Origin of the sequence: Empedobacter sp. UBA2044, assembly GCF_002333005.1 — a bacterium.
Classification (GTDB): domain Bacteria; phylum Bacteroidota; class Bacteroidia; order Flavobacteriales; family Weeksellaceae; genus Empedobacter; species Empedobacter falsenii_B.
Window position 1 is genome coordinate 48,258 of the sequence record NZ_DDBA01000004.1, and the last position, 16,010, is coordinate 64,267.

The following is a 16,010-nucleotide window of genomic DNA, read 5'->3' on the forward strand; positions in this document are numbered from 1 at the left end:
TAATCCCAAAAAAAAGTTTTAACATTGTAAACAAATCAAAACATATTTTTACTTCTCAAATTACAAAAATATAGTTTTGATAAGCATAAAACGCTTATCGTAAAATACATAAAAAAATTACGATAATGAGAAAGCGTAGATTAGGATTTCTTGAAATCTGGAATTTAAGTTTCGGATATCTAGGAGTTCAAATGGGTTTCGCCTTGCAAAACGCAAATGCGAGCCGTATTCTAAGTTCATTTGGTGCCGATGTGCACGAATTGTCTTGGTTTTGGATTGTTGCACCGCTAATGGGATTGATTGTTCAACCTATTATTGGTCATTATTCAGATAATACTTGGTCTAAATTTGGACGAAGAAAACCATACTTTTTAGTAGGAGCTTTATTGGCTTCTTTCGGATTAATCTTAATGCCACAAGCAGGTGCATTTACGGCATTGATGCCTGCATTATGGATGGGTGCTGGATTCTTGATGATAATGGATGCTTCATTCAATATCGCGATGGAACCGATGCGTGCATTTGTAGCAGATATGTTGCCTTCGGATCAACGTACATTAGGATATTCAATTCAAACTGTAATTATTGGTTTAGGAGCTGTTGTCGGTTCGTGGTTGCCTTATATTTTGAGCAACTGGTTTGGTGTTTCAAGTATTGCAGCGGAAGGAGAAGTTCCGTTTCACTTAATTTTATCATTCATTATTGGAGCAATTGCAATTATTGTAACCGTTTTAATTACCATTTTTACAACAAAAGAATATTCGCCAGAAGAATTAGACGCTTTCGAAAAAGCAGAAGGTAGAGAACCAATTGTTGAAGAAAAAGCAAGCTTAACACAGATTTTTACCGATTTTGGGAATATGCCAAAAACGATGAAACAATTAGGTTTGGTACAGTTCTTTACGTGGTTTGCATTATTCGGTATGTGGGTATTTGCTACGCCTGCAATCGCTCATCATGTGTACGGTTTGTCTTTGAGTGATACACATTCAGAAACGTACCAAAAAGCAGGGGATTGGGTTGGAATTATCTTCGGAGTTTACAACGGAATTTCTGCAATATTCGCCTTCTTTTTACCAGCAATAGCCTTAAAATTTGGTCGAAAAACAACACATGCTATTTCATTAATTTGTGGAGGATTAGGATTAATTTCAATCTATTTTATTCACGATCCAAAATTACTAATCCTTTCCATGATCGGAGTAGGAATCGCTTGGGCAAGTATCTTATCGATGCCTTATGCAATTTTAGCGGGAGCAATTCCAGCGAAAAAAATGGGTGTTTACATGGGAATTTTCAATTTCTTCATTTGTATGCCTCAAATCGTCAACGCATTGTTAGGCGGTCCAATTGTAAAATATTTATATCACGATAATCCAATTTTCGCCATTGTTACCAGCGGTGTTGCGCTAATTATTGCAGCACTTTTTGTAACGCGCGTAAAAGATGTGGATGAACCAATCAAAGCATAATCATTTTGAAAACTAAAGCATTTATTTTTGATTTAGATGGTGTCATCGTCGACACTGCAAAGTACCATTATTTAGCATGGAAAAAATTAGCGAATAATCTAAACATCGATTTTACGCACGAACATAACGAATTATTGAAAGGTGTTTCTCGTGTGCGATCATTAGAAATTATTCTTGGATTGGGAAATGTTGAAGCTTCTGATGAGCAGAAAAACGAATGGTTAATTCAGAAGAACAAAGAATATTTAGAATACATTGATAAGATGGACGATTCTGAAATTTTACCAGGCGTTATGGACGTTTTAAACTTTCTAAAAGAAAACAATCAACCAATTATTTTGGGATCAGCTTCTAAAAATGCACGTCCAATTTTAGAGAAAGTTAATATTCTAAATTATTTCGATGATATCGTAGATGGAAACGATGTTTCTAACGCAAAACCAGATCCAGAAGTTTTTATCGTTGGAGCGAAAAAAGCGAATCAAACAAACGAAAATTCAATTGTATTTGAAGATTCTGTTGCAGGAATTGAAGCAGCAAATGTAGCAGGAATGACAAGCATCGGAATTGGAGAAGCTTCGGTTTTGAATGAAGCGAAATACAACTTTAAAAATTTTACTGAAATCTCAGAGGATTTCTTGGTCGAATTAATCAATCAATAATTATACAAACTACATACAACAAACAAAATGAATCAAGATTATATCATCCCGAATGCGTGGTCAATTATCGAAGAAGGGTTTGAAAAAGATCGTGTAAAATCGTCTGAAAGTTTATTTTCTATCGGAAATGGAGCAATGGGACAACGTGCCAATTTCGAAGAATTTTATTCAGGTGATACATTTCAAGGAAGCTATATTGCCGGCGTTTATTATCCTGACAAGACAAAAGTGGGATGGTGGAAAAACGGTTATCCAGAATATTTTGCAAAAGTATTAAATGCGCCAGTTTGGATTGGAATTGACATCGAAATTAACGGTGAAAAATTTGATTTAAACACTTGTAAAGAAGTTAAAAATTTCCGTCGCGAATTGAATATGAAAGAAGGTTTATTGGATCGTTCATTTATTGCGATTTTACCTTCAGGATTAGAAATTGAGGTTTTTGTTCGACGTTTTCTTTCTGCTGATTTAGATGAATTAGGAGCAATTAAATATGACATCAAACCAATCAATGATGATGCGAAAATTGTCTTCAAACCTTATGTTGATGCAGCTGTAAAGAACGAAGATGCGAACTGGGAAGAGATTTTTTGGGAACCAATTTTTTCTGAAATTAAAGGTGAACAAGGTTTTGTACAAGCGCGTACGTTCAAAACTCATTTTGAAGTCGTAACATTTATGCAGAATAAAATCTTGGTAAATGGAAGTTATCAACAAAATACACCAACAAGTGATGTTAAAACTGAAACAAAAGTAGAATTTACATATGAAGTTGAGGTAAAAGCGAATGATACCGCGACAATTGAGAAATTTGGAGGTTATGTAGTTTCGACAAATCATCCTAAAAATGAATTAATTAACGCTGCCGAAAATGTATTATCTCAAGCAAATGAACAAGGTTATGAACAATTGTTAATAAACCAAAAAGAAGCTTGGGCAAAGATTTGGGAAATGGCTGATATCACTATAGAAGGTGATACAAAAGCGCAACAAGGTATTCGTTTTAATATTTTTCAATTAAATCAAACGTATTCTGGAAAAGATGAGCGTTTGAATATCGGTCCAAAAGGCTTTACAGGAGAGAAATACGGCGGTTCTACCTATTGGGATACAGAAGCATATTGTTTGCCATTTTATATGGTGACAAAAAATCAAGAAGTTGCGCGAAACTTATTAATGTACCGTTTTAACCAATTGGATAAAGCGATTGAAAATGGAGAGAAATTAGGTTTCAACAAAGGAGCAGCTTTGTATCCGATGGTTACGATGAATGGTGAAGAATGCCACAACGAATGGGAAATTACATTCGAGGAAATTCACCGAAACGGAGCGATTGCATTTGCGATTTACAATTATGTTCGTTTTACGGGAGATCAAACCTACATTCCTGAAGCTGGTTTAGAAGTTTTATTAGGAATTGCACGTTTTTGGAAACAGCGTGTGAATTGGTCAAACGAGAAAAAACAATATGTGATGTTAGGTGTTACGGGACCTAACGAATACGAAAATAACGTTAACAACAATTTCCATTCTAATTATTGTGCACAATGGTGTATGAATTATTTGTTGGAACAAGTTGAAAATGTCAAAACAAATTATCCAGAAGATTTTGCTCGTATCGCTGCAAAGAGAAATATTACTGATGCTGAATTAGCAGAGATGAAAGAAGTTGCATCGAATATTTATTTTCCTTTTAGCGAAGAATTAGGAATTTATTTACAGCAAGATGGTTTCTTGGATAAAGATTTAACACCTGTTTCTGAATTACCAAAAGAAGAACGTCCAATTAATCAAAAATGGTCTTGGGACAGAATTTTACGTTCGGCTTACATCAAACAAGCTGACGTTTTACAATCGTTCTATTATTTTGAAGATCAATTCTCAAGAGATCAATTAGAAAAACATTTTGATTTTTACGAACCATTAACAGTTCACGAATCATCATTATCACCTTGTGTTCACTCTATCCAAGCGGCAACGTTGGGGAGAATGGAGCAAGCGTATACATTTTATTTGAGAACTTCTCGTTTAGATTTAGATGATTATAACAAAGAAGTTCACGAAGGATTACACATCACATCTATGGCAGGAACTTGGATGTCGATTGTAGAAGGATTTGGTGGAATGCGTGTGAAAAACGATCAATTGTATTTTGAGCCGCGTTTACCAGAACAATGGGAAGGTTTTACATTTAAAGTAAATTTCCGTCATCAAATCCTAAAAGTTATTGTAAATAAAGGAGAAACAACATTTGAATTGGAAGGAACAGAACCGTTAGAGGTTTATGTTTTCGACCAGAAAGTAGTTGTTCAGCCTTCGATTTAATAAAGGGAATCTAATACCTTGAAGGCTTCGGTTTTCAGGGTATTTTTATTTAGAGTAGTACGTTTTAAGTTCTAAGTTTATTCTGAAAACCTATTTTAAAAAAGTCATCTTGAACTCATTTCAGGATCAAATGAAGCAGAGAATGAGAAGCTGAAACAAGTTCAGCTGGACAGAGAATTTAAAAAAGATTCTTTGATAAACTCTGAATGACAATTTCATTAATGTAGTAAAGTAAATTTCATACAGAGCTTGTCGAGGTATCAAAAAAACAAAAAACATGAAAAAAATACTATTATTATCATCTTTCCTATCAACATTTGCTTTTGCACAAATTCAAAAAGTGGAGCCAATGTTTTGGTGGAAAGGAATGAAAAATCCAGAAGTTCAAATTCTGGTTTATGGAAAAGATATTAGTAAATACAATATTGAATTATCGGATAATGTAAAAATTCAAAATTTACAGAAAACTGAAAATCCGAATTATGTTTTTGTAACGATTAATACGAATGAAGTAAACAAATCATCATTCAAAATTAACATCAAAAACAAAAACAAAATCGTTGATTCGTATACATACGAGTTAAAAAATCGTCAGCCAAATTCTGCAAATCGAGCATCTTTTACATCAAAAGATATGGTGTATTTGATTATGCCAGATCGTTTCGCAAATGGTGATGAAAGCAACGATTCGAAGAAAGAATTAACAGATAAAGCCAATCGTTCTATTCCAGATGGTCGTCATGGTGGGGATTTGCGAGGAATCATCAACAATTTAGATTATTTACAAAATCTTGGTGCAACAGCGGTTTGGTTAACGCCTGTTAATGAAGATAACGAAAAACAACATTCGTATCACGGCTATGCACAAACTGATTTTTATAAGATTGATGGACGTTACGGAAGCAATGAAGATTATCGCGAATTATCACAAAAATTAAATCAACGAGGAATGATGTTGATTCAAGATTATGTGACAAATCATTGGGGAATTTCGCATTGGATGATTCAGGATTTGCCTTCGCAAGATTGGATTCACAAATTTCCTGGAGGAAAAGATGGTTTTCGTCGTTCCAATTATCGTACAACAACCCAATTTGATAAAAACGCGGCAGAATTAGACAAAAAAGAAGCTTTGAATGGTTGGTTTGATTATACAATGCCAGATATGAATCAATCAAATCCGTTGGTGCTAAATTATCTGACGCAAAATGCAATTTGGTGGATAGAATATGCAGAATTAGGTGGAATGCGTGTCGATACATATCCATATAATGATAAAGAAGGAATGGCAAAATGGGTAAAAGCAATTACGACAGAATATCCAAATTTCAATGTAGTTGGAGAAGCTTGGATGTATTCACCTGCGCATATTTCGTATTGGCAAAAAGATTCTAAAATTGCTGAAATCGATAATTATAATTCGTATTTACCTTCGGTAATGGATTTTCCATTGTTCTCAGAATTGCCAAAAGCAATCAAGGAAGAGGAATCGTGGGACAAAGGAATGATCAAATTATATAATTCATTTACCAATGATTTCTTGTATCCAAATGTCAATAATATGTTTGTATTTATGGAAAATCACGATACAGAGCGTTGGAATGAAGTGATGAATGGAGATGTGAATGATTACAAACTTGGTTTGTCCTTAATTTCGACTGTTCGTGGAATTCCTCAAGTATATTACGGTTCTGAAATCGGGATGCGAGGAGATAAAAGTAAAGGTGATGCAGCAATTCGACAAGATTTTCCTGGTGGTTGGAAGTCAGATAAGCAATCGGCTTTTATAAATGAAGGAAGAACTGCGGAGCAAAAAACGTTTCATGATTTTACAGCAAAACTTTTCAATTGGCGAAAAAATAAAGAAGTTATTCATTCAGGAAAAACGAAGCATTATATGCCACAGAGTAATGTTTACGTTTATTTTAGATACAATGATACCGAATCTGTAATGGTTATTTTGAATGCAAATCCAGAAAAACAGACGTTCAAATTAGATCGTTTTGCAGAATCATTAAACGGATTTACTTCTGGAAAAGATATTATTTCAGACAAAGTTTTACCAATCAATATAAACGGAGAAATCACAATTGATGGTAAATCTTCGATGATTATTGAACTTAAAAAGTAGTAGGTTTTAAGTTCTACGTTCTAAGTTTATTCTGAAAATGTATTTAAAAATGGCATTAAATCTATGATGTTAATAAAATTTAATAAGTGAAGAGTAAAAATGATTTAATGAGCGATAGCAAATTTTTAAATCATTCTCGAAACGGTTTAAATTTTTAGTCAAATAGATTTACGGCCTTGACTTTTTTGATTCGTTTTTGTGTCAAGACAAAAATGAATGAAATATAAAAGTCATCCTGAATTCATATCAGGATCACATAAAGTAGAGGATGATAAGCTGAAACAAGTTCAGCTTGACAAGAAATTTATTGCTTTAAGCATTAGGCGTAAAGCATAAAACAGACAATAAAACAAAAACAAGAAATATGAAAAACTTTAAGTTTATACTAGGGTTAGGAATCGCGATGATGAATATGGTTTATGGACAAGAGTTGAAATCTCCAAATGGAAATTTTGTGATGGATTTCTCTTTATCTAAAGATGGAAAACCTACCTATCAGTTAAAGTACAAAGGAAAAGATGTTGTAAAACCAAGTCATTTAGGATTTGAGTTTAAAACGAAACATAAAGAAATGGATTTTGCCGTTCAAGATCGTGTAGAAGATGAACGCGCAAAAGACATCGCAAACTTTTTTTCAGGTTTCAAAATTATTGATACTAAAACGTCAACATTCGACGAAACTTGGAAACCAGTTTGGGGAGAAGTAGACAAGATTAGAAATAATTTTAACGAATTAGCGGTGACGGTTTCTCAACCAAATACAGATCGACAAATGATTATTCGTTTTCGTTTGTTTAATGAAGGATTAGGTTTCCGTTACGAGTTTCCAGAACAAAAGAACTTAAAATATTTTGTCATCAAAGAAGAGCATTCGCAATTCGCAATGGCGGGAGATCACACAGCTTTTTGGATTCCTGGCGATTACGATACGCAAGAATACGATTACACGGAATCTAAATTATCAGAAATTAGGGGATTATTTGATAAAGCCTATATTGGAAATGCATCTCAACAATCTTTCTCAAAAACAGGTGTACAAACAGCTTTGATGATGAAAGCAACAAACGGACTTTACATCAATTTACATGAAGCTGCGTTGATTAACTATCCTGCAATGAGTTTGAATTTAGATGATAAAACATTAACATTCGAATCGTGGTTGACTCCTGATGCTTTGGGCGATAAAGGATATCTACAAGCACCTTTTAATACGCCTTGGCGTACAATTATTGCGAGCGATGATGCAAGAGAAGTTGCATTTAAAGGGCCGCAAATAATTTATAATTTAAATGAACCTTCAAAAATTAAAGATACTTCTTGGATCAAACCTGTAAAGTACGTTGGAGTTTGGTGGGAAATGATTACAGGAAAAAGCTCTTGGGCTTATACAGACGATTTCCCCACAGTACAATTAGGTATAACCGATTATAAAAATGCGAAACCAAACGGAAAACATGGTGCAAATAACGAGCGTGTAAAAGAATACATTGATTTTGCTGCAGAAAATGGATTTGATGCTGTTTTAGTAGAAGGATGGAACGAAGGTTGGGAAGATTGGTTTGGTAATCATAAAGATTACGTGTTCGATTTTGTAACGCCTTATCCAGATTTTGATGTGAAAATGTTAAATGCTTACGCAAAATCAAAAGGTGTAAAAATTATGATGCATCACGAAACTTCGGGATCAATTCGTAATTACGAAAGACATTTGGATAAAGCATATAAATTCATGAACGATAATGGTTATACATCAGTAAAAAGTGGATATGTTGGTGATATTGTTCCTCGTGGAGATTATCATTACAGCCAAAATACAATTAATCATTATCAATATGCAATCGAAAAAGCGGCTGATTATAAAATAATGGTTAATGCACACGAAGCGGTTCGTCCTACAGGAGTTGCGCGTACATGGCCAAATTTAATTGGAAACGAATCTGCACGTGGAACAGAATACCAAGCTTTCGGTGGTTCTAAACCAAATCACGTAACGGTTTTACCTTTCACGCGTCTTTTAGGTGGACCAATGGATTACACGCCTGGTATTTTCGAAATGGATGTGAAAAAATTAAATCCAAACAATCATTCACACGTTAATTCTACGATTGCAAATCAGTTGGCTTTATACGTGACAATGTATTCTCCTTTACAAATGGCTGCTGATATTATTGAGCATTACAAACAATTTTATGATGCATTTCAATTTATCAAAGATGTACCAGTAGATTGGCAAGATTCTAATTATTTGGAAGCTGAACCAGGAAGATATTTAACAATTGCGCGTAAAGATAAAAATTCGAACAATTGGTTTGTTGGAAATGTAAATGGTGAAACGCCTCGTTCAACGAAAATTAAATTAGATTTCTTAGCTAAAGGAAAAAAATACGAAGCGAAAATCTATGCAGATGCAAAAGATGCGCATTACAAAACAAATCCACAAGCCTATAAAATCGAAACAAAAAAGGTTGATTCAAAATCTGTTTTAGATTTAACATCTCAAGCTGGTGGAGGTTTTGCAATTAGTATCAAAGAAATTAAATAAGTAATGAGTGATGAGTATTGAGAAACTTGTTACTCAATACTCAAAACTTACTACTCAAAACTTTTTAGTATGAAAAAAATACTTTTCACATTAGGAATAGCTTCATTGTTTTTAAGTTCTTGCTCAAAAACAACAACACAAGCTACGCAGACAAATCATTCAGAAAAACAACCATTTGTTTGGAATGGTGCAAATATTTATTTTTTATTGACTGATCGTTTCGAGAATGGAGATAAAAAGAATGATGTTAATTACGGGAGAACTGCTAAAACATCTAAATTAAGAGGTTTTGAAGGAGGAGATTTTCGTGGGGTAATCAATAAAATCGAAGATAATTATTTTTCAGATTTAGGAGTTAATGCGATTTGGATGACACCGATTGTGGAGCAAATTCATGGATATGTTGACGAAGGTCAAGGGAAAACATATGGATTTCACGGTTATTGGACAAAAGATTGGACGTCGATTGATAAAAACTGGGGAACTGAAAAGGAGTTGCAAGAATTGGTTGATAAAGCCCATGCGAAAGGCATTCGTATTATGTTGGATGCGGTGATTAATCACACAGGTCCAGTCACAAATTCAGATGGTGTTTTTCCTGCTGATTGGGTTCGTATTTCTCCACAATGTACCTATGAGTCTTACAAAACGACGATTGAATGTACGTTGGTAAAAAATCTTCCAGACATTTTAACGGAATCAGAAAATGATGTGATGTTGCCTCCGCAATTGTTAGCAAAATGGTCGCAAGAAGGTCGTTTAGACAAAGAAGTTGCTGAATTGAATGCTTTTTTCGCGAAATATAATCTTCCAAAAGCACCGAAATATTATATCATGAAATGGCTTTCAGACTATATTCGTAAGTACGGAATTGATGGTTATCGTGTCGATACGGTGAAACATACGGAAGAAAATGTTTGGAAGAAATTCGAAGAAATTTGTCAAGATGCGTTTGCTGAATATAAAGCGAATAATCCTATAAAAGTATTGGATCAAAATAAGTTTTTCTTGTTAGGAGAAGTTTATGGATATTCGATTAATGATGGTCAGCAATATAATTTTCCTGATAAAACGGTTAATTATTTCGAGAATGGATTTGATGCGTTAATCAATTTTGATTTGCGTTCAACTCAAAAAGAATCTAATCAAACTGTTTTTGATCGATACAATGATATTCTTCAAAAGAAGATGAAAGGAAAGTCTGTGATGAGCTACATTACCTCGCACGATGACGGTTCGCCTTTTGATAAAAATCGTCAAAATACTTGGGATGCAGGAACTCGATTGTTATTGGCGCCAGGGATTTCGCAAATTTATTATGGAGACGAAACGGCTCGTCCGTTAGAGATTGAAGGTGTTGATGGAGATGCAAATCTTCGTTCGAATATGAACTGGGAAGATATTAAACCAAATTCAGAAACGGAATCATTATTGAATCATTACCAAAAATTAGGACAATTTAGACGAAATCATCCAGCGGTTGGAGCAGGAAATCAAACAGATTTGCAAAATTCTCCGTATATTTTTACAAGAAAATATAAGACAGACGAAGTGGTGATTGGATTGGAAATGCCAATTGGAAAAAAAACAATTAATGTAAGTTCTGTTTGGAAAGATGGTACCAAAGTTCGCGATGCTTATTCAGGTTTTTCTGGAAAAGTTGTGAACGGAAATTTAGAATTGAATACGACTTCCAATATTGTATTATTGGAAAAAGTGAATTAGTTTTTTGAGAAGTAATAGAAGAAAAATGATAAAAAAAATAGTTGGTTTAACCTTGATGACAACTTTGTTTTTAACAAGTTGTGAAAGCAAAAAAGAAACAAAGTCAGAAGACGTTAAAACTGAAAGGAAAGAACAAAGCATTTTGCCTTTTACGGCTGATATGGCAGAAACTTCTGTGATTTATGAAGTGAATGTTCGTCAGTTTTCACCAGAAGGAACTTTTGCAGCGGTTACAAAAGAGATTTCGAATATCAAGAAATTAGGGGTTAAAATCCTTTGGATTATGCCCATTTACCCAATTGGAGAAGAAAATCGAAAAGAAGGTTTAGGTTCGTATTATTCGATCAAAGATTATAGAGGAATCAATCCAGAATTTGGAAATGCCGAAGATTTTAAGAAATTGGTTGATGAAGCGCACAAAAACGGAATCTATGTGATTTTGGATTGGGTTGCGAATCACACGGCTTGGGATCATCCTTGGGTAAAACAACATCCTGATTGGTACGAACAAGATAAGAACGGGAAAATGCATTCTCCTTACGATTGGTCGGATGTTGTGGCGTTAAATTTCGATAACAAAGAAATGCGCAAACAGATGATTGCCGATATGAAATATTGGTTAGATGATTTCAAAATTGATGGTTTCCGTTGTGATATGGCGCACGAAGTTCCAACAGATTTTTGGAACGAAGCAAAACCTCAATTGGCAAAAGGTCGCGAAATTTTTATGTTAGGTGAAACAGAGAAACCAGATTTATTAGCAAATAATGCATTTGATGCTGCTTATGGTTGGGAAATTCATCATATCATGAATGATATTGCAAAAGGTAAAAAGAATGTTTCTGCGATTGATGCGTACATGGATTCGATTCCGAAAAAATGGCAAGCGGACGATTATAAATTATTATTCACATCAAATCATGACGAAAATTCTTGGGCTGGAACTGAGTACGAAAGAATGGGTGATGCGGTCGAAACATTTGCTGCATTAACGTATACTTTACCTGGAATTCCATTGATTTATAATGGACAAGAAGAAGATTTTAATCGTCGTTTAAAATTCTTTGTCAAAGATTCTATTGATCGTAATCCAACAGCAAAAATGCGTGGCGTTTATGAAAAGTTAGGAGAACTTAAAATCACAAATGAAGCATTTAATGGAGCGAAAAAAGCGGCTTCTTACGAACGTTTGAAAACATCTGATGATAAATCTATCTTAGCGTTCAAACGTCATAAAAATACGACAGAAGCTTATTTTATTGCGAATTTTACGAAAGCAAATAAAGAAATTATAGTTCCAATTAATGGTGTGTACAAAAACTTTATGAACAACGAAGATGTGACATTTGATGCAACAACAAAACTGAAATTAAAACCTTGGGAATACCTGATTTTAGTTCAGAAGAAAAAATAAATTCTTAAAAGCTGGTTAAATTTTTAATCAGCTTTTTTTATGGTATAATGCTTGTTGATAAACGTTTAAAATCCAAATCATGAGAAAAATAATTTTATCAACAGCAGTCATTTTAAGCTTAGTTTTCTCTTCGTGTGAATCGAAGAAAACAGAAAACTCAGAAGTTATCACAAGTAAATCTGAAGTTGCAGAACAGCCAATTGTTTCGGAAAGTGATATTGCGAATCATCCAGAGTCATCGACTTCACAAAATACTTATGAGGTTTTACAAGATAATGGTCAACAAAAAACGGTAAATATTGATCCAAATGAAACGGTGATTTCAGCAAATAGTTTACCTATTAATGCACAAAATTTTGTTTCGAAAAACTTTGGTAATATGGAGTTTGTGAATGCGATAAAAGAAGTTGAACGCAATATCACAACATATAATATTCAGTTAAAAGACGGAACAAAAATAGAATTTACAGATAATGGTGATTGGAAAGAGGTGAAAAATGGTTTAGGAAAAGCGATTCCGATTAAATTTTTCCCAGATAATATTCAAAAATATCTTCAAACTAAATATCCTAAAATTGATGCGAAATCAATTGAAATGGATACAAAAGATAAAGAAATAAAAGTTGAATTATTACAAAATAATGTCGATTTGAAATTTGATTTGAATGGTAATTTTATAAAAATTGATTAATCACATACATCAAAAACCTTGTCAATAGATGAGGTTTTTTTATTTCTATTTTTAAAATTTTACAATAACCTTCACATCAACATCTCGCAATTTTCAATATATTTATAGTAGAAAAAATCAACCAAAATGGATAAAAAATATTTGAGATCGTTAATTTTTAGACATCTCGATGGTTTGGTAACGGCTCCGGTATTAAGTGCTTTGGCTAAAAAAGGAGCTTTGCATTATATCGTCGAGCGTAAAACTATACAGTTAGAAGAATTGACAAACGAATTTCAGGCAAACGAAGGTTATCTAAATGTTGCTTTGCGTGTGTTGGCTTCGCAGAATATGTTAGAATATTCAGTGAATAATGCAGAAAATAGCGTCGAGATTCAAACCAATAAATATTCAGATAGAGCATTTACTAATATTGATATTTACCACGATTTAGCTGTTTTTTTAGCAGAAGATGAAGTCATCAATCAACATGATTTTTCGGATGAATTTTGCAAAAAATGGATCAAATTATTTGATAAATATAAAATCTATTTGATTACTGCTGATGACGAAGAGTTTCTTGAAAAACCTTTGCATTATCAAATTACCAAACATATCGAAGGCGTTTTAGTTGGGCCAATTATTGTGCGAATGGGAATGAGCGGTTTGTTTCATAAATACTTTATGGAAGCTTCTTTCAATCCAGATGAATTTCACAAAAATCCACAAACTTTTGAAAAAATATTGGAAAGATTAACCGAATTAGGTTGGTTTACTAAACACGAAAAAAACTATAAATTCACAGAAATAGGATTATTTTTTGCGCGCCGTGCAACATCTTATGGTGTTACAGTTTCTTATTTACCAATGTTCGCGAAGTTGAATGATTTGCTTTTTGGTTCGCCAACAAAATTGCGTGAAATTACCGAAGGCGAAGATGAACAACACGTGAATCGCGAAATGAATGTTTGGGGTAGTGGAGGAGCGCATTCCACTTATTTCAAAGTGATTGATGAGTTTATTGTAGATATTTTTAATCGTCCAATAGAAGAGCAACCGAAAGGAATTTTGGATATGGGATGCGGGAATGGAGCGCTTTTACAACATTTGTATGATGTGATAGAACGTCAAACCTTACGGGGAAAACATCTCGACGAATATCCACTTTTTTTGGTTGGTGCAGATTATAATCAAGCAGCGCTGAAAGTAACGCGTGCCAATTTAATTAAAAATGATATTTGGGCAAAAGTGATTTGGGGTGATATTGGTGATCCAGATCGTTTGGCAACAGATTTGAAAAATGATTATTCAATAGAGTTGAGTGATTTATTAAACATTAGAACATTTTTAGATCATAATCGAATTTGGGAAGATGTAGAAGATATCAAAACAAATCGAATTAGTGCTTCTACAGGAGCTTTTGCGTTTAGAGGAAAACGATTGTCAAATAATGATGTGGAACAAAATTTATTGAATCATCTCAAAAAATGGGCGCCTTATGTAGATAAATTTGGTTTGTTATTGATCGAATTACATACGATTGCTCCAGATTTAACGGCGGAGAATTTAGGAAATACACCTGCAACAGCGTATGATGCAACGCATGGATTTTCGGATCAATATATTGTAGAAGTCGATGTTTTTCATCGAATTTGTCAAGAAACTGGTTTAGTTCCAGATAAAACATTGTTCAAAAAATATCCAAACAGTGAATTGGCAACTGTTAGTATCAATCTTTTGAAACGATAATATTTAAAAGATATATTAAATCAAAAAAAGCTCAGCAATTGCTGAGCTTTCTTGGTTAGTCTTGTGTCAATAATTAGTTTAGGGTTATTTTTGCTTGACTAATCTTAAATCCATTTTCGTAAACATTGAACGTGTAAACTCCTTTTTGGAATTCCTCGTTTTCCCAATCAAACGTAATATTTTTTGTTTGTCCGTTTGTGTAATTAAAGTTGATTGCATCAGAGAAATTAACTGTATCTCCAGATCTCAATTCAATTTGTCCGCCTTGCGCATTTCCATATCTTCCTAATGTTCCGTCAGGATTATAGATAGCAACATATAATTTTTTGTCTCCAGATTCTGTTCTCGAATTACGATCTACATCAAAAGAAACACGAATTTTATCAATACGTTTTGCACGTGTTTTTTCAACTTCTTTTCCGCTATTTCTTACACGAATTCCTTTGATTTGTTGATTAGAAACAGATAAAGTTGAACTTAATTCATTGATCTTTCCTTTCGAAATTGCATTGTCTTTTTGACGAACACTTTTTTCTGTTTCGTAGTTATATGTTAACTCTTTATTGTTTTCTCTTAAATTGTTGTTGTCTGTTGTTAAAGCAGAATTTTTATTATTTAATTCGTCAACGCTACGTACAAGAATTGCATTTTCTTTTTGTAAACGAGCAACTTCAGATTTGTAATTTTTTACACTTCCTTCTAAATCGTTAATCATTTTACGAGCACGATTCATTTCCTCTGCAGTTGGATTGTCTTTATCTAAAATTTCTTGAATATCTTGATTCTTTAACTGAATCATATTTTCTTTATCGCTCAATAAATTGTTACGATCTTCGATGCGTGCTTTATATTGTGTATAGTCGTTTAAAATCGAATCATATTGTTTACGAATTTGATCCTTTTGACCTGTTTCGTTTTTAAGGATTTGAGAATTTAAAGATTCATTTTTTTCAAGATTTCCGATCTGATTTGCTTGATAAATATTATATCCTACACTTCCTGCTAATAAGATTCCGACTAATGCCAAAGGAACTACTAAACCATTTTTTCCTTTGTTTGTTGGTTGATTGTTTTCTTCTAATCCTTGCATATGAACTATTATTTAAGGTTAATTGTTTTTTTATTGTTTTTAGTGTTAAGAAATTATGATGCCAAAAACTTAGTATGATGTTAAAATGAGGATTTTTTAACAAATTTTTTCACATTTTAGACCGAAAATGAATAATTATGCAGATTCTTATTCTAAATAAATCATAAAAAAAGCTTCAGATTATTCTGAAGCTTTTTTTTAATTAATATGTGTCCCGTCCTGAAATAGCG

General features: G+C 33.3%; 10 protein-coding genes. 9 read left to right on the forward strand and 1 reads right to left on the reverse strand.

The genetic code is table 11. The features are described 5' to 3' along the window. Positions 1–125 precede the first annotated feature (125 nt). The 9 genes from B4E59_RS00900 to B4E59_RS00940 all read left to right on the forward strand — a co-directional run bounded on the left by B4E59_RS00900 (position 126) and on the right by B4E59_RS00940 (position 14,690). The gene (locus B4E59_RS00900) at positions 126–1,472 is read left to right on the forward strand and encodes an MFS transporter (protein ID WP_038331042.1); all 1,347 of its coding nucleotides are present in this window, start codon (positions 126–128) and stop codon (positions 1,470–1,472) included. Positions 1,473–1,477: 5 nt separating this feature from the next. Next, entirely contained in the window at positions 1,478–2,134 is a 657-nt protein-coding gene (gene pgmB, locus B4E59_RS00905) for a beta-phosphoglucomutase (RefSeq protein WP_221853995.1), read from the forward strand. Between the two features lie 27 nt (positions 2,135–2,161). Continuing rightward, positions 2,162–4,459: a maltose phosphorylase MdxK gene (gene mdxK, locus B4E59_RS00910; protein ID WP_291050746.1), complete on the forward strand. Its 2,298-nt coding sequence runs from the start codon at positions 2,162–2,164 to the stop codon at positions 4,457–4,459. A gap of 277 nt (positions 4,460–4,736) precedes the next feature. Continuing rightward, a complete protein-coding gene (locus B4E59_RS00915; RefSeq protein ID WP_291050749.1) occupies positions 4,737–6,590 on the forward strand; it encodes a glycoside hydrolase family 13 protein in 1,854 nt (617 codons plus the stop codon). A 364-nt stretch (positions 6,591–6,954) separates the two neighbouring features. Beyond that, positions 6,955–9,132 carry a glycoside hydrolase family 97 protein gene (locus B4E59_RS00920; RefSeq protein WP_291050752.1) on the forward strand — a complete coding sequence of 726 codons (2,178 nt, stop codon included), beginning with the start codon at positions 6,955–6,957 and terminating at the stop codon, positions 9,130–9,132. Between the two features lie 69 nt (positions 9,133–9,201). Continuing rightward, positions 9,202–10,857: an alpha-amylase family glycosyl hydrolase gene (locus B4E59_RS00925; RefSeq protein ID WP_291050754.1), complete on the forward strand. Its 1,656-nt coding sequence runs from the start codon at positions 9,202–9,204 to the stop codon at positions 10,855–10,857. Between the two features lie 25 nt (positions 10,858–10,882). Further along, positions 10,883–12,271, forward strand: a complete 1,389-nt coding sequence (locus tag B4E59_RS00930) for an alpha-amylase family glycosyl hydrolase (protein ID WP_291050758.1) — start codon at positions 10,883–10,885, stop codon at positions 12,269–12,271. Between the two features lie 79 nt (positions 12,272–12,350). Then, positions 12,351–12,962, forward strand: coding sequence for a PepSY-like domain-containing protein (locus B4E59_RS00935; RefSeq protein WP_291050761.1), 612 nt, complete (start codon positions 12,351–12,353; stop codon positions 12,960–12,962). 126 nt (positions 12,963–13,088) lie between these two features. Beyond that, positions 13,089–14,690 carry a class I SAM-dependent methyltransferase gene (locus B4E59_RS00940; protein WP_291050764.1) on the forward strand — a complete coding sequence of 534 codons (1,602 nt, stop codon included), beginning with the start codon at positions 13,089–13,091 and terminating at the stop codon, positions 14,688–14,690. A gap of 73 nt (positions 14,691–14,763) precedes the next feature. Here B4E59_RS00940 and B4E59_RS00945 read toward each other — a convergent pair whose 3' ends face one another. Further along, on the reverse strand, positions 14,764–15,780 hold the full coding sequence (locus tag B4E59_RS00945; protein ID WP_038331054.1) for a DUF8428 domain-containing protein: 1,017 nt from the start codon (positions 15,778–15,780) through the stop codon (positions 14,764–14,766). Positions 15,781–16,010: the final 230 nt, after the last annotated feature.